Source organism: Pseudarthrobacter sp. 10T415, assembly GCF_056394175.1.
The window spans coordinates 40,961-56,787 of the sequence record NZ_JBFTHJ010000006.1 but is presented as its reverse complement, the minus strand read 5'-3'; the positions used below and the strand labels follow the sequence as shown (position 1 = coordinate 56,787).

Genomic DNA, 15,827 nt, shown 5'->3' with positions numbered 1-15,827 from the left:
GGTTAAGTTCTACCCCATGGGGCGGCGCTCGGAGATCCACACCGTGGCGGGCACGCTGGCGGCGAACACGGTGGCGTCCGGGTTGGCCACGTGCAGGGTGCTGCCGAACGCTTCCTCCGTGACGCTCACCTGGAACCCTGCGGAGGCGAGCCGATCCCGCACCGGTTCCAGTCCGCCGTCGTACTCGAAACCCAGCCCTGAACGGGACGGCCCGGAGGCCGGGCGGACCATCAGGACTCCGCCGTTCTTGGCGGTGAAGTCGGCGGTTTCGTCGTCGTCCGGCACGGGCCGCGGGCGGGCGCCCACGTGGCGCAGCGTCCGGGCGGCGCCGTCGGCGTCCTGGGTGAACCAGACCGCGACGACGGCCAGCGCCTGATCGGCGTCGGCGCACTGGGCGCCGTGCCCGGCAGGGTCCGCGAGGAAGCTGAAACCGTCCGGCCCGGTAATCCGGCAGGCGTCACCGTGGTCCGCGGTGACCAGTTCTGCGGGGGCGCTGCCGTCCTCCGCCGCGGACTCATTCGTGCGCCGGGCGAATTCAGCGAGGTCGCCCACTTCCACCGCAAAGGTGGTGGTGCCGTCCATTGGATCTCCCTCGGGGACGCTGTGCAGGGCCAGCCGCCCGGACGCGGAGTCGAACACGCGGAAGCCGCCGTCCCCTTCGGTCAGGACCAGCCCCAACGCAGTGAGGAACCGTTCCCAGTGGTCGATGCGTGAGGTGAAATGCAGGGGGCGGACGCGAAGCATTTGGGGGTCCTTAAGCTCGGAATCGGGGCTATACGCCCATGATGGCACAGGGCCGCCGGGGCCGCGCCGGCGGACGTGGCTGCTGGGCTGGTGCGTTCGCGGGTGTTGTTGCCGGCCTTGTGATGTCGGAGGGCGGGGGCACAATAGGGCCATGGCTGTTGAACTCGACGAACTGCTGGTGCCTGATGCCGCTGCCTGGCGCGCCTGGCTGGAGGAGAACCACCGGAGCAGCCCGGGGGTGTGGCTGGTGCTGCATAAGAAGGGCGGCGCGGTGACGGAACTCGATTATGCCGCGGCGCTGGACGAGGCTCTGTGCTTTGGCTGGATCGACGGACAGGGCAGGAGGCGTGACGACGAAACGTCCTTCCAGCGCATGACCCGGCGGGGTCCACGGAGCCCCTGGTCCGCACGGAATGTTGGCCACATTGCCCGGCTGGAGGAAGCGGGCAGGATGACCGAGGCCGGCAGGGAGGCCGTGGAGTCTGCGAAAGCGGATGGCCGCTGGGACAAGGCCTACGGCGGTCAGGCCACGGCTGAAGTTCCCGAGGACCTGGCCGCCGCCATTGCCGCGGTTCCGGCAGCGCAGGCGATGTTCGATGTCCTGACCAGGACCAACCGTTTTGCCTTGATCTACCGGACCAACTCGGTGAAGCAGGCGGCCACTCGGGAGCGGAAGATCGCGGGATTCGTTGAGATGCTGGCCCGCGGCGAGGCACCGTATCCACAGAAGAAGCGTCCCGGGGACGCTCCGCAGCCCTAAGCGGGCCACTGACCCATGTCCCTGGAACCGCTGGTGCCAAAACGTTACGCCACTGACGTGCGGCGATGGCTGCGCAGTTGGGTTCCGGGCAGCGGACAGGTAAATTTGATGGCTTACTTGCGCTGGTGCCGTTCCCCTAACCGGGACGGCACTTGCGCGTTCAGCGACGGATTGAAACCATGCCCCGAACATCACCCCGTACTGTCCTCCCTGCGCTCGCCACGGCTGTGAAGCGCCGCCCCGTCCTCTGGGCCGCGGTGGCGGTGGCGGCCGTCGTCGTGCTGGTCCTCTCCCTGGTCCTGGCCGGGCGGGCGCGCACCGGCCCGGAAGCCACGGCCGGGCGGGTGCTGGACGGGGTGGCGGCCGCACAGGAGACGTCGAAGGACCGGTCCGGCGGTTACGCCTCGCTGTGGCTCAAGGGCAAGGACCGGACGCTGTTCGAGCGCGGGGAAGAAGTCCCGGCGGACGGCGCAGAGGATGTCCGGAGCATCGAGTGCGGAGCGGGCTGGCTGGCCGGGGCGCGGGTGGAGGGCAGGGCCTACCTGCGGAGCAGTGTGTCGGACACGGTGTCCGCGGATGCCGGCAGTGTCCGGTTGCCGGATTGCATCAGCGCGGAGGCCCGCGACGCCCTCCTTACGGACTTGGGCAACAGCAGGACTTTCCCCGCTCCCGACGCCGCCGCGCTCGCGGCCCCGGCGAAGGATCCCGGCTACCGGCCCGCCTACCACCTCACCCCGGACCAGCGCTGGATGAATGACCCCCAGCGGCCGTTCCTCAAGGACGGGCTCTGGCACTACTACTACCTCTACAACGCCGACTACCCGGAAGGGAACGGCACCGAGTGGTTCCACGCCACCAGCACAGACCTGGTGCACTGGAAAAACGAGGGCGTGGCCATCGAAAAGTTCCGCAACGGACTGGGCGACATTGAGACAGGCTCCGCGGTGGTGGACACGGAGGGGACTGCAGGGTTCGGCAAGGGCGCCGTGATCGCCGTCCTCACGCAACAGGATGCCGGCGTGCAGCGCCAGTCGCTGTTCTACTCCACGGACAACGGCTACAGCTTCAAGGGCTACGACGGCAATCCCGTCATGGACAACCCCGGCGCCGAGCACTGGCGCGACCCCCGGATCGTGTGGGACGACGCGAACAACCGTTGGCTCATGCTGCTCGCCGAGGGCCACAAGATCGGCTTCTACACCTCGCCGGACCTGAAGAAGTGGACGTACGTTTCCGCGTTCGAGCAGGACGGAATGGGCGTCCTGGAATGCCCGGACTTCTTCCAGATGGACGTGGACGGCGACCCCGCCAAGCGCACCTGGGTCCTCGCTGCAGGCGCCAACGGGGCAGGGGAAGGCCGCACCACCGGCCTGGCGTACTGGACCGGCAGCTTTGACGGGGAGGCCTTCACGCCGGAGGGCGGCCACCAGTGGCTCGACGACGGCGCGGACTTCTACGCCGCCGTCACCTGGGACGATCCCCGCCTGACGGACGGCCAGCGCAAGGCATCACGGCATGCCATCGGCTGGATGAACAACTGGGCCTATGCCCGGGACCTGCCCACGGACGGCTGGTTCGGTACGGCGTCCGTGGTGCGGGACATCCGTTTGGAGTCCGACGGCGGCCAGCCGGCTTTGGTCTCGGCACCCACCCCCGCGCTGCAGTCGCTGGAGGGGGAGGCCAGCGAGGTGCCGGCAGGGAGCCTGGGCGCCGGGAAAGCACTGCCTCTACCGGAAAGCGACGCGTTCAAAGTGGACGTTGAGCTCGAAAAGCCCGCCAACGGAGCGGGGGAAGCCCGGGTCCTCCTGCAAAATGCCGGGAAGACCTACGCCACCGTGGGCTACGACTTCAGGGCAGGCAGGGCGTTCGTGGCCCGCGACGGGGATGCTGTCGCCACCGCCGATTCCAAGGTGGACGCGGCCTACAGCCAGGTCCGGACCGGAGCCGGCGGTTCAGCGGAGGCTGCGCCGGCAGCGGCGGCCGGCAGTGACACGGTGCGCCTGACCGTGTACGTGGACCGGTCCTCGGTAGAGGTTTTCGCGGACGGGGGCCGGCAGACGCTGACGTCCCTGGTGTTCCCGCCGGCCGGTGCAAAAGAGGTCCGGCTTGCGGCGGACGGCGGTGACGTGACGGTGCGGAAGGGCACCGTCACGCCGCTGGCCTCGATCCGCTAGGACTTCCCGGGGGCAGCGCCGCCTGCCGCCGGGCCCTGATCGGCGGGAAACGCCACGCCCTCGCCCACGACGCGGAGGCAAAGTTCCATGCCCGGCCGGGCGATGGAGGCGTTCCAGTGGCGGATGGTGATGATTTCCCCGCCGCCGGGATAGCGGTGGTCGGAGCGCCCGGCCAGTTCGGGCGGGACCGCCAGCTTCAGCCGGACGGTGGTTTCCGGGCCGAAGTAGTCCGTGTCCACCACTACGCCGCGGATGTCGCCGTCCTCGGCGATCCGGATCTGCTCTGGCCGGAGCATGAGCTGGACCGGGCCCTGGGCCGGCGGCCGCCGGACGGGGATGCCGCCCAGCGAGCAGGTGGCAAGCGATCCCTCCATCCAGGCGTCCAGGATGACGGCGTCCCCCAGGAACTCCGCGGTGGCCCGGTCTGCGGGGCGGGTGTACACCACGAACGGGTTGCCGATCTGGGCCAGCTTTCCGCCGCGCATGACGGCCACCTGATCCGCGAAGGACAGTGCTTCGGCCTGGTCGTGCGTGACCAGGATGGTGGTGACCCCGGCCTCGGCGAGGACCTTTGCCACGGCCCGGCGGGTGGCGACGCGAAGCCCGGCGTCGAGCGCGGAAAACGGTTCGTCGAGGAGCATGAGTTCCGGTTCGCGGGCCAGCGCCCGGGCCAGTGCGACGCGCTGCTGCTGGCCGCCGGAGAGCTGGTGGGGCCGGCGCTTGGCCATCGCCGGGTCCAGCGACACCATTTCCAGGAGGTCGCTGACGCGGCCCGCCACGGCACGGCGGCCGCCGGACAGTTTTGCGGTGTCCAGTCCAAAAGCGATGTTCTGCCCCACCGTGAGGTGCGGGAAGAGGGCACCGTCCTGGGCCACGTAGCCGATGTGGCGCTTGTGGGCGGGAACCCAGACGCCGTCGCCGGCCACAGTGGTGCCGTTCAGGGCGATGCGGCCGGCCAGCGGGTGTTCGAACCCGGCGATGAGCCGCAGCAGCGTGGTCTTGCCGGAACCGGAGGGGCCCACAATGGCGGTGGTGCCGCCCTTGGACACGGCCAGGTTGACGCCCTTCAGGACCTCCTGCGGGCCGAAGTTCTTGGTGACATCGGTGATCTGCAGGTGCGGGTTGGTGCTGGCCGCCACCGACGGGGAGACCCGGGGCTCCGGCAACCTCGATGTGGATGGTGCTGTCACTGTCCGGCTACTTTCTTGGACTGTTGGAAGAGGAGGTAGGTCATCGGTGCCGAGAGCAGGATCATCAGCAGCGCGTAGGGGGCGGCGCCGGCGTAGTCGATCTCGCTGCTCTTGCTCCAAAATTCGGTGGCGAGGGTGCGGGTGCCGTTGGGGGACAGCAGCAGCGTGGCCGTCAGCTCATTGGCGATGGCCAGGAACACCAGGGCGGCGCCGCCGGCCGCCGCCGGTGCGGTGAGCCGGAGGGTCACCCGGATGAACGACGCCAGCGGCGGCTTGCCCAGGGACTGCGCGGCCTCGTCCAGTTCCTTGGGCGCCTGGGCGAGCCCGGCGCGGAGGCTGACCAGGGCACGCGGCAGGAACAGCAGCACGTAGGCTGCCACCAGCACGCCGGCGGTCTGGTACACGCCCGGAACCAGCCGGATGCTGACCGTGACGAAGGCCAGGCCCACCACGATGCCCGGCAACGAGCTGGTGATGTAGTTGGACAGTTCCAGGGACTTGCTGAACCAGCCGGGATGCCGGACCGCCAGGTAAGCCATGGGGAAGGCCACCACGATAGTGGCCGCCGCGCCGGCAAGGCCGTAGCCCAGGGTAGCCAGGAGGGCGGGGAGGAACTCGTCGGCTGCCCACGCCGGGGCCCCGCCGAGCGCGGTCCAGCGCAGGACGAAGAACAGCGGGAGTCCCAAAGCCAGTGCCGTCAGTGCCAGCAGGAACAGCTGGGACGGCAGCTGGTAAACGTGCAGGGGCAGCCGCAGCGCCCGGCCCTGGGCGCCCGGCCCGATCCGGGCGTACCGGGCGGTGCCGCGGCTCCGGACTTCGGCCACCAGCAGGAGCAGGCAGAAGAACACCAGGACGCTGGCCAGCATGTTCCCGGCGGCGCCGTTGAAGGTGGACTGGTACTGCACCATGATCGCGGTGGTGAACGTGTCGAACCGGATCATCGCGAAGGCGCCGTATTCGGCCAGCAGGTGCAGCGAAACCAGCAGCGCGCCGCCGGTCATCGCGATGCGGAGTTGGGGGAGCACCACCCGGAAGAACGTGGCCCAGTTGCCCAGGCCCAGGGCGGCGGCGGACTGTTCGATGGCCGGGTCCAGCCGGCTCAGGGACGCCGCTGCCGGGATGTAGACCAGGGGGAAATAGGAGAGCGTGGCGATCAGGACACCGGACCACAGCCCGCCCATCGAGGGCACCGCCGAGACCCAGGCGTAGCTGTTGACGAACGCCGGGATGGCTAGCGGGGCGGCCAGGAGGACCGCCCAGATCCGGTGGCCGCGGAGGCTGGTGCGCTCCACCAGCCACGCACCCGCCACCCCCAGCAGCAGGCAAAGCGGCACCGTGATGATGGTCAGCAGCAGCGTGTTCAGCAGCAGCTCCATCACGCGCGGCCGGAAGATCAGGGCGACGGCGGTGTCCCAGCCGGTTGCCACCGTCATGTAGGCCACGTACCCCAGGGGAACGAGGGAGAACAAGGCGATCAGCACCGCCACGATGGACACTGCGGAAACGCCGAAAGGCGGGCGGGGGCGCTTGCCCCGGCCCGCCGTCGTCGTGCTCCCGCCCGAAGGGGGAGCCGATAGATCGGTGGTCACGGAATTAGAGGAGTCCTGCCTTGGTCATCAGGTCGGTGACCTTCTCGGAGTTGAGCTTCGCGGCGTCCACCGTGGGGGCCTGCAGGTCCTTGATGGGGACAAGCTTGTCGTTGGCGGGAACGTCGGAGGCGATGGCGTACTCGAAGGACGTGCCGGTCTTCAGGACCTCCTGGCCCTTCTTTCCGGTGATGAACTTCAGGAATTCCTGCGCGGCCGCAGCGTTCTTGGAGGACTTCAGCACGCCGCCGCCGGAGACGGACAGGAACGCGCCCGGGTCCTGGTTCTTGAAGTAGTACGGCGTGACGTTCTTGGAGTTCTCGCCGGTCTTCGCCTGGTCGCCGTAGTAGTAGTAGTGGTAGATCAGGGCGGCATCCACTTCACCGGCGTTGACGGCCTTCATGGCGGTGCTGTTGCCCTTGTAGGCCTTGAAGTTCTCCTTCATGCCCTGCAGCCATTCCTCGGTGGCGTCTTCGCCCTTGAGTTCCAGCAATGCCGAGACGATGGCCTGGAAGTCCGCGCCGGTGGGGGAAGCGGCCCACTTGCCCTTCCATTCCGGCTTGGCCAGGTCAAGCATCGACTTGGGGAGCTGGTCCTCGGAGATCTTGGTCTTGTCGTAGACCAGGACGGTGGAGCGGGCAGCGATGCCGGTCCACTTGCCGGTGGAGGGCTGGAATTCCGTGGGGACCTGCTCCAGGGTGGCCTTGTCCACATCGGCGAACAGGTCGGCGTTTTCCACCTGGGTCATTGCCGGGGAGTTTTCCGTGAGGAAGACATCGGCGGGGGAGGCCTGTCCTTCCTGGATGATCTGGTTGGACAGCTCGGTGTCCGACCCCTGGCGCATGGTCACCTTGATGCCGGTCTCGGCGGTGAAGGCGTCAACCCATTCCTTGGTGAGGCTTTCGTGCTGGGCGTTGTACACGGTGATTTCGCCGGATGCCCCGGCGGCGCTGCCGGATGCGGAGGACGTAGCTGCGGGCGTGGTGCTGCCGCCACAGGCGGTCAGGCCGAGGACAGCGGACGCGGCAAGGGAGATGCCGGCCAGGGCGCGGTTGCGGATCTTCATTGAGGAGCTGCTTTCTGGGAAATGTCAGGGGGACCGGTGGTGCCGGTCCGTGTGGGCCGTGGGGAAGGGCCCTCGCAAAACTGTAGGGTAGGCAACCCTAAGCAGCCACAGGGAAAGCGCTTAAGGTGACCAGCATCACAATAATTACGGAAGTATGGCGTGACTTAATTCTAGGGCGCAGTGAGCAGCGCGGCGGCTTCGATCGTCATCCAGGCCTGCAGCTGGGTGGAAAGTTCGACGGCGGCGCCCGCCGGGTAGGTGCGTGCGGCGGGTGTGTTGGCGTGCAGGGAGAAGACGCTGGCGTCCGGCATCGCCCGGGCTGATTCGCCGGGCTCCACGGTGCGGCGGCCGTCCCAGAATGCCTCTGCCGTGTCGGTGACCAGGCGGGCCGCGGTGCGGCGTGTCCCTTCGGGGAGCCGGGCGTCCCTCGCGGCCAGCGCCAGGTATCGGCACAGGATGCCGGTGAAGAGGCCGCCGTCGCCCGTTCCTTCGCAGCGGAGCACGCTGCCCTGTCCCGGTGTGGGGGTGGCGACGGTCAGCAGCCGCTCCACCCCGTCCACCACCGATGCCGCCCTGGCCAGGTTGGCGTCTCCGCCCAATTCGAGCAGCGCGCCCAGCGCCGGCCCCTGGTTGTAGGTGTAAACGGTGCGCTCCACCAGCACTTCCCCTGCCGTGCCGGCGCGCGCCCCATCGAGGTACAGGTGCTGATCCGCGTCGAACAGCGTGGCGTCCAGCCAGTCGATCAGCGCCTGGGCCTTGGCCGTCTCGCCGGTACGGGCGTAGTACAGCGCCACGGGGCCGTTGGCCGGGGTGTTCTTGAAGTCCCGCTTCTTGCTCCAGAACACGCCGCCGCCCAGGTCATCGGTTCCGGCGGCATCGAACTGCAGGGTCAGGGAACGGCGGACCCGCGCGTTGCGGCCTCGTCCCGGCCGCCGGGTTTCCTCGGCGAGCCGGTCAAGGCGGTGGGTGGCAAGGGCCAGCCAGGCCATGTCGTCGTAGTAGTTGTTGACCACTGTGAAGGCGTTGCGCAGCCGGATGCCCGTCACCAGGCGGGACGCCAGGTGGCCGGCGCTGGGATTGGCGGGGCCGTTAAACCGCGCCGCCGGAGTGGCGCCGCTTCCCAACTCCCGCCGGCCGGTGTCCACCAGGCAGTCGACGTAGTGTGCCTGCCACCAGTAGTGCCAGGGGTTGAGCAGCGCCGTGCCTTCGGCGAGAGTGCGCAGCTTCCCGCGCCAGCCATGCGTCCGCCCGCCGCCCTGCCAGGTCACCGCCGCCAGGTGCGTATTCGGCAGGAACAGCAGCTTGCGGCCGAACAGCGCGGTGACGGACCGTGCTGCATGATTGGCACGCTGCTGCCAGTCGGGAGGGGAGGCATCACTGGACGTCATGGGCCCAGCCTAGCCATGCTGCCGGTCCCGATGCTGCCTGTCCGGACCCGGGGCGTCCGGAGCGTGCAGTGCGGCGGCATTTCAGTTAACATTGACTAACTGATACGTCGCGGTCCGCCTGCGCTTTCGGGGGCCACATCAAGGAGGATGCATGGATGTCAGAGGCAGTGCAGCACTGATCACCGGGGGTGCATCGGGCCTGGGGGCTGCCACGGCCCGGGCGCTGTTCCAGGCCGGAGCGTCGGTGGTGCTGGTGGACCTCCCGTCCTCGGCCGGCGCGGAGCTGGCACAGGAACTGAACGCGTCCGTGGAAACGCACGCATCCGGCCAGTCCGCAGTCTTCGCCCCCGCGGACGTGACCAGCGAGGCTGAGGTGCGGGCCGCCGTCGCCACCGCCTCCGGGCTGGGGCCGCTGCGGATCGTGGTGAACTGCGCGGGCATCGCCACCCCCGGCAAGGTTTTGGGCCGCGACGGCGTGCTGCCGCTCGAAGCGTTCAACCGCGTGGTCCAGGTGAACCTCATCGGGACGTTCAATGTGCTGCGCCTGGCCGCCGAGGCGATGGTGGCCACGGAGCCGGCCAGCACGGAGCTCGGCGGTCCCGAGCGGGGCGTCATCATCAACACCGCCTCCGTGGCCGCCTTCGAAGGGCAGATCGGGCAACCCGCCTATGCCGCCTCCAAGGGTGCGGTAGCGGCCATGACCCTGCCCATCGCCCGTGAACTGGCGCGCTCGTTGGTCCGGGTGGTCACCATCGCGCCCGGCATCTTCGAAACGCCCATGATGGCGGGCCTGCCGCAGGAAGCCCAGGACTCGCTCGGAGCGCAGGTACCGCACCCGTCCAGGCTGGGCAGGCCCGGCGAGTACGCCAAACTGGTGCTGCACATCGTGGACAACGCCATGCTGAACGGCGAGACCATCCGCCTTGACGGCGCCATCCGGATGGGGCCCAAATGAGCGACGCCGGGCGTTCGGCCGCCGCTGGGCTGCCGGACGCAGACTTCTTCGCCGTCGAATCCCTGCTCAGCCAGGCGGAACGGAACAAGCTCGCCGAGCTCCGGGACTTCCTCGCCGCGGAGATCGCCCCTTACGCCGGGGACTGGTGGAACAGTGCCGAGTTCCCCGCCCACATCCTGCCCAAGCTCGCCGCCCTGGAGCTGAGCACCCCGTCCCAGCGCGGCTACAGCCACCTGTTCGCAGGGCTGGTTATCGCCGAAATGACCCGGGTGGACACCTCGATCGCCACGTTCTTCCTGGTGCACCATGACCTGTTCGTCCAGTCCCTGCACGCCTTCGGATCCGAGGGCCAGAAGGAACGGCTCCTCGCCGACGCCTCGGACCTCCGCATCACCGGAGCATTCGCGCTTACGGAGCCCCTGCACGGCTCCGACGTGGCCGGCGGCATGGAAACCACGGCGCGGCGGATCTCCTCCGTCACAGGCGAGGACGACGACGGCGGCGACACCTGGGTGCTCAACGGTGCCAAGCGGTGGATCGGCAACGGGACGTTCTGCGACTACATGCTCGTGTGGGCACGCGACGAAACGGCCGGGCCGGACAGCCCGGCCGGGGCGGTGCGGGGATTCATCGTGGACGCCACGCTGCCGGGCATCACCCGCAGCCGGATCGAGAACAAGATCGCCCTTCGCACGGTGCAGAACGCGGACATCGTCCTCAAGGACGTCAGGGTGGCCGAAGCCGACCGGTTCACGCAGGTCAGCAGCTTTGACGACACCAAGGAGCTCCTGCGCAGTTCACGGATCATGGTGGCCTGGCAGGCCGTGGGGCAGCAGCTTGCGGCATTCGACGTTGCCCGGCAGTACGCCGTGGAGCGGCAGCAGTTCGGCCGGCCGCTGGCCCACTTCCAGCTGATCCAGCAGCAGCTGGTGACCATGCTGGGCAACGCCGTGGCCAGCATGGGGATGCTGGTCCAGCTGGCCAGGCTGCAGGAGGAAGGCTCGGCTGACATGGCCCAGGTGGCGCTGGCCAAGTCTTACGCCAGCGCCAGGATGCGGGAAACCGTGGCGCTGGGCCGCTCCATCCTGGGCGGGAACGGCATCGTCACCGATTACCGGATGGCCAAGATCTTCGCCGACGCCGAGGCCATTTACACCTATGAGGGGTCCTACGAGATCAATACCCTGATTGTGGGGCGGGCCATCACCGGGATTTCGGCGATCGCCTGAGCCCGGCCCCGGGTGGTTGCCCGGGGCTGGGCGCCTGTGGTTGCGCCGGCCGAGACTACGCCGGGTACGGCTGCTTCTCGCCCGCCTCCACCCGGGTATCCAGGCTGTTGTTCCGGACCGGCATGGGGCAGGTTCCGTAGGGCGTGAAGGCGCTGGGATAGTTGATGGCCCGGTTGAAATCGAGGACCACCGTGAAGCTGCCGTCCGGATTCGGCCGCGGCCGGGGCGCCGAGACCTTCCGCCAGTCATCTGTTGTATCGCCGTTCGTCTCGTCATGGAACGTGACTGTCAATGCCCCGAGCTTCTCCTCCTCGGCCTGCAGCCGGAACTCGTGGGGACTGCCGGGAAGCCTGAACACCACCTCGCCCACGGTCCGGTGGACGCCGTCCACCAAAGGGTTGGCGGTGCTGATCGGGACATCAACCGGTGCTTGGTACGGCTCAAAGCGGGCCGTCACTTCCCACTCCGGGTTGTAGGGGTAGGTGGGCACGCCGTCGAATTCGGTGAACACCGGCGACTCAGCGTCCCGGGTGCGGATCGCGTACCGGCCTCCGCGCATGGCCAGTTCCACCACCGTCCGGTCGCCGGCGGGGCCGCCGAACTGCACCCACATCAGGGATTCCTCATCGGCGAGGACCGCGGTGATGGTCCCGTCCACCGTTTCGCTCGTCTCCACCAGCGTGAGGCCGTCGGAAGGCACTGCGGTGAGTACCGCCGTCGTGCGTTCCCGTGTGCCGGCGCCTTCCGCGGACCCGTTGCCCTGGGCGGACCACAAACCGGGGACGAGCTCGACGGCGGCAGGGGAGTCCTCCAGCCACTGGAAGGAGGTGAGCGTGAGCCAGCCGTGCCCGGCGGCCAGGGCCTTGTCCCGGTTGGCGCGGAAACGCTGCCAGCGCTCGAGTTTGGCGGTTGGCGCGGTGGTCCCTGCGGGTGTGGTGGTGCTCATGATTCCTTCCCATCTCGTCTGCCCGTACAACCGGTGCCGGCCCCCATTCATTCCGGGGCGTCCGCCGCGGATCCTGCCCCTTGCGGCGCCGGCCAGCGAAGGTACGCTCGTGATGCAAGAGGCAGGGATCCGGCGAGCAGGAGAAATCATGAAGATCGCAGTCTTTGGAACCGGCACCGTGGGCCGGACGCTCGCCGCGGCGTTCAGCTCCCTGGGGCATGAAGTGGTGATGGGAACCAGGGATCCTGCGGAGACTGCCCGCCGTACGGAGCCTGGCCCCATGGGCGGGCAGCCATTCAACGAGTGGCAGGCGGCGCACCAGAGCATCCGGCTGGAGACGTTCGCCGCAGCCGCGGAAGAAGGCGACATGGTGGTCAATGCCACCAACGGAGCTGCGTCGCTAGCGGCCCTTGCTGCCGCCGGGGGTGCCAATCTGGCCGGGAAGGTCCTGCTGGACGTGTCCAACCCGCTCGACTTCTCGCAGGGAATGCCGCCGGTCCTGAACCCGGTCAACACTGAAAGCCTGGGGGAGCGGATCCAGCGGTCCTTCCCGGACGCGAGGGTGGTCAAGACCCTCAACACCATGAACGCGGGACTCATGGTTGACCCGGGAAAGCTGGCGGACGGTGACCATTCCGTGTTCGTCTCAGGCGATAACAGCGAGGCCAAAGCCCAGGTCACAGGGCTGCTGCAGGCGCTGGGCCACCGGGACATCATCGACCTTGGCGATATCACGTCGGCCCGCGGGGCGGAGATGGTGCTTCCGCTGTGGCTGCGCCTCTTCGGGGCCCTGGGCACCCCGGATTTCAACTTCAAGGTGGTGCGGGGAGGGTGACACAGTCTGAGACACATTCTGCCTTCGCCGTGCCAAAGGGGTAGCATCTTCTGCTAGTAACGTGGCTCACAGTATCCAGCGCAGTGTACGAGCCAAGTCCGAAACCCTCGAAAGATTGCTTCCATGGCTCACACTGCAGCACACCCCGAATCCGATCTTGCCTCCGAACTCAGGGCAGACGTCCGCCGGGTCTCCACCCTGCTGGGCGAATCCCTGGTCCGCCAGCACGGGCCCGAACTCCTTGACCTCGTGGAGCAGGTCCGCCTCCTCACCAAGGAATCCAAGGAGGCTGCCCGCGGCGGCGCCGACGCCACCGGTCCGTGGAGCGCCCACGACGTCGTCGCCCAGGTCCGCGAACTCCTGGGCTCCCTGCCGATTGAGCAGGCAACGGACCTGGTGCGCGCCTTCGCGTTCTATTTCCACCTGGCCAACGCCGCCGAACAGGTCCACCGCGTCCGTGGCCTGCGCACCCGTGCGGAGAAGGACGGCTGGCTGGCCAAGACGGTAGCCGAGATCGCCGGCCAGGCCGGACCCGAGGTCCTGCAGGAAGTGGTCAACGGACTGGACGTCCGCCCCATCTTCACGGCCCACCCCACCGAGGCCTCCCGCCGCTCGGTGCTGGACAAGATCCGCAAGCTCTCCGACGTCCTGGCCCAGCCCACCATCGAGGGCACCACTGCACGCCGCCGCCAGGACCGGCAGCTTGCCGAAATCATCGACCAGATGTGGCAGACCGACGAACTCCGCCAGGTCCGGCCCACCCCGGTGGATGAGGCCCGGAACGCCATCTACTACCTGGGCGGTATCCTCACCGACGCCATGCCGGAGATGCTGTCCGAGCTGTCCGAACTCCTCGGCGAACACGGCGTCACCCTGGCCGCACAGGACGCCCCGGTGAAGTTCGGCTCCTGGATCGGCGGTGACCGCGACGGCAACCCCAACGTGACGGCAGCGGTCACCCGCGAGATCCTCCAGATCCAGAACCAGAACGCCATCCGCATCAGCATCGGCATGATCGACGAACTGATCTCCATCCTCTCCAACTCCACGGCCCTCGCCGGCGCGGACCAGGTGCTGCTGGACTCCATCGAAGCCGACCTGCAGAAGTTGCCCGGCCTGGACAAGCGTGTCCTGGAACTGAATGCCCAGGAGCCCTACCGGCTGAAGCTGACCTGCATCAAGGCCAAGCTGATCAACACCGGCAAGCGCGTCGTGGCGAACTCGAACCACGAGCACGGGCGCGACTACAGCAGCACGGACGAACTCCTGGCAGACCTCGACCTGCTGGAGCTGTCGCTCCGCAACCACTCGGCGTCGCTGGCTGCCGACGGTGCCCTCGCCCGGGTCCGCCGCGCCATCGCGTCCTTCGGCCTGCACCTGGCCACCCTCGACATCCGTGAGCATGCTGATCACCACCACGACGCCGTCGGGCAGCTCATGGACCGCATCGGCGGCCCCGGGCTGCACTACGCCGAACTGAGCCGCAAGGAACGCTTTGAGGTACTGGGTTCCGAGCTCGCCTCCCGCCGCCCGCTGTCCGGCCACCCGATCAAGCTCGACGGCGCTGCTGACGGCACGTACGACGTCTTCAGGGAGATCCGCCGGGCCCTGCGCATGTACGGCCCGGACGTCATCGAGACCTACATCATCTCCATGACCCGCGGCGCGGACGACGTTCTGGCTGCCGCCGTGATCGCCCGCGAGGCCGGCCTGGTCAACCTCTTCGGCGAGAAGCCCTACGCCAAGCTGGGGTTCGCGCCGCTGCTGGAAACCGTGGAGGAACTCCGCGCCTCCGCCGAAATCATCGACCAGCTCCTCTCCGACCCGTCCTACCGCGAACTGGTGCGGCTGCGCGGGGACGTCCAGGAAGTCATGCTGGGCTACTCGGACTCCAACAAGGAATCCGGCGTGATGACCAGCCAGTGGGAAATCCACAAGACCCAGCGCAAGCTGCGTGACATCGCCGCAAAGCACGGCGTCCGCGTCCGCCTGTTCCACGGCCGCGGCGGATCCGTGGGCCGCGGCGGCGGACCCACTTACGACGCCATCCTGGCCCAGCCCAACGGCGTCCTGGAAGGCGAAATCAAGTTCACCGAGCAGGGCGAAGTCATCTCTGACAAGTACTCGCTGCCTGAGCTTGCCCGTGAAAACCTGGAGCTCTCGCTGGCTGCCGTGCTCCAGGGCTCCGCGCTGCACCGCGACCCGCGGACCTCCGACGACCAGCGCGAACGCTACGCGCACGTCATGGAAACCATCTCGGACGCCGCCTTCGAGCGGTACCGCAGCCTGATCGACCACCCGGACCTGCCGGCGTACTTCATGGCCTCCACCCCGGTGGAGCAGCTCGGGTCGCTGAACATCGGCTCCCGCCCGTCCAAACGCCCCGACTCGGGTGCGGGCCTTGGCGGGCTCCGTGCCATCCCGTGGGTTTTCGGCTGGACCCAGTCACGGCAGATCGTCCCCGGCTGGTTCGGCGTGGGGTCAGGGCTCAAGGCCGCCCGCGAAGCCGGCAACTCCGAGCAGCTGGTGGAGATGATCGGGCACTGGCACTTCTTCCGCTCCGTGCTCTCCAACGTGGAGATGACGCTCGCCAAGACGGACCTGGATATTGCCGGCTACTACGTGGATACTTTGGTCCCCAAAGAGCTGCACCACATCTTCCGTGCCATCCGTGACGAATACGAACTCACGGTGGCAGAGGTGCAGAACCTCACCGGTGAGCACGTCCTCCTGGACGCCCAGCCCACGCTCAAGCGTTCCCTCGAGGTCCGCGACCAGTACCTGGACCCCATCAGCTACCTCCAGGTGGAACTGCTTCGCCGTGTCCGCGCGGAAGCCGGCGAGGGCATGAGCAACGGCGAGATCGACGAACGCCTCCAGCGGGCCATGCTCATCACGGTCAACGGTGTGGCAGCCGGCCTCCGCAACACCGGCTAGACCTCACGCGCGCTCAC

At 68.2% G+C, this 15,827-nt stretch carries 12 protein-coding genes; 6 read left to right on the top strand and 6 right to left on the bottom strand.

What is annotated here, in order from left to right:
- Nucleotides 1-9 precede the first annotated feature (9 nt).
- A complete protein-coding gene (locus tag AC1DBN_RS10295) occupies nucleotides 10-744 on the bottom strand; it encodes a VOC family protein (protein WP_091718098.1) in 735 nt (244 codons plus the stop codon).
- 151 nt (nucleotides 745-895) lie between these two features.
- Between AC1DBN_RS10295 and AC1DBN_RS10290 the strand changes: the two genes are divergently transcribed.
- Together AC1DBN_RS10290 and AC1DBN_RS10285 are read left to right on the top strand one after the other, a co-directional pair.
- Complete coding sequence (locus AC1DBN_RS10290) at nucleotides 896-1,504, top strand: YdeI/OmpD-associated family protein (protein WP_091718100.1); 609 nt, start codon at nucleotides 896-898, stop codon at nucleotides 1,502-1,504.
- A 179-nt stretch (nucleotides 1,505-1,683) separates the two neighbouring features.
- Nucleotides 1,684-3,678: a glycoside hydrolase family 32 protein gene (locus AC1DBN_RS10285; RefSeq protein WP_091718102.1), complete on the top strand. Its 1,995-nt coding sequence runs from the start codon at nucleotides 1,684-1,686 to the stop codon at nucleotides 3,676-3,678.
- Here AC1DBN_RS10285 and AC1DBN_RS10280 read toward each other — a convergent pair.
- The 4 genes from AC1DBN_RS10280 to AC1DBN_RS10265 all read right to left on the bottom strand — a co-directional run bounded on the left by AC1DBN_RS10280 (nucleotide 3,675) and on the right by AC1DBN_RS10265 (nucleotide 8,908).
- Nucleotides 3,675-4,868: an ABC transporter ATP-binding protein gene (locus AC1DBN_RS10280; protein WP_172829905.1), complete on the bottom strand. Its 1,194-nt coding sequence runs from the start codon at nucleotides 4,866-4,868 to the stop codon at nucleotides 3,675-3,677. The two genes, AC1DBN_RS10285 and AC1DBN_RS10280, sit on opposite strands and share 4 nt — an antisense overlap.
- On the bottom strand, nucleotides 4,865-6,457 hold the full coding sequence (locus tag AC1DBN_RS10275; RefSeq protein ID WP_172829906.1) for an ABC transporter permease: 1,593 nt from the start codon (nucleotides 6,455-6,457) through the stop codon (nucleotides 4,865-4,867). The genes AC1DBN_RS10280 and AC1DBN_RS10275 overlap by 4 nt, the downstream gene beginning before the upstream one ends.
- A gap of 4 nt (nucleotides 6,458-6,461) precedes the next feature.
- Nucleotides 6,462-7,520: an iron ABC transporter substrate-binding protein gene (locus AC1DBN_RS10270; protein ID WP_314215940.1), complete on the bottom strand. Its 1,059-nt coding sequence runs from the start codon at nucleotides 7,518-7,520 to the stop codon at nucleotides 6,462-6,464.
- Nucleotides 7,521-7,690: 170 nt separating this feature from the next.
- Nucleotides 7,691-8,908, bottom strand: a complete 1,218-nt coding sequence (locus AC1DBN_RS10265; RefSeq protein ID WP_091718110.1) for a glycoside hydrolase family 76 protein — start codon at nucleotides 8,906-8,908, stop codon at nucleotides 7,691-7,693.
- Between the two features lie 151 nt (nucleotides 8,909-9,059).
- Here AC1DBN_RS10265 and AC1DBN_RS10260 point away from each other — a divergent pair, with 151 nt between their 5' ends.
- Nucleotides 9,060-9,863, top strand: a complete 804-nt coding sequence (locus tag AC1DBN_RS10260) for an SDR family NAD(P)-dependent oxidoreductase (protein ID WP_314215942.1) — start codon at nucleotides 9,060-9,062, stop codon at nucleotides 9,861-9,863.
- Nucleotides 9,860-11,092, top strand: a complete 1,233-nt coding sequence (locus AC1DBN_RS10255; RefSeq protein ID WP_314215944.1) for an acyl-CoA dehydrogenase family protein — start codon at nucleotides 9,860-9,862, stop codon at nucleotides 11,090-11,092. The genes AC1DBN_RS10260 and AC1DBN_RS10255 overlap by 4 nt, the downstream gene beginning before the upstream one ends.
- Nucleotides 11,093-11,147: 55 nt before the next feature.
- Here AC1DBN_RS10255 and AC1DBN_RS10250 read toward each other — a convergent pair whose 3' ends face one another.
- Complete coding sequence (locus tag AC1DBN_RS10250) at nucleotides 11,148-12,038, bottom strand: DUF1684 domain-containing protein (RefSeq protein WP_477723125.1); 891 nt, start codon at nucleotides 12,036-12,038, stop codon at nucleotides 11,148-11,150.
- 148 nt (nucleotides 12,039-12,186) lie between these two features.
- Here AC1DBN_RS10250 and AC1DBN_RS10245 point away from each other — a divergent pair, with 148 nt between their 5' ends.
- Both AC1DBN_RS10245 and ppc read left to right on the top strand, forming a co-directional pair.
- The gene (locus AC1DBN_RS10245) at nucleotides 12,187-12,873 is read left to right on the top strand and encodes an NADPH-dependent F420 reductase (RefSeq protein WP_477723124.1); all 687 of its coding nucleotides are present in this window, start codon (nucleotides 12,187-12,189) and stop codon (nucleotides 12,871-12,873) included.
- 123 nt (nucleotides 12,874-12,996) lie between these two features.
- Nucleotides 12,997-15,810, top strand: a complete 2,814-nt coding sequence (gene ppc / locus AC1DBN_RS10240; protein ID WP_477723123.1) for a phosphoenolpyruvate carboxylase — start codon at nucleotides 12,997-12,999, stop codon at nucleotides 15,808-15,810.
- The last annotated feature ends 17 nt before the right edge of the window (nucleotides 15,811-15,827 follow it).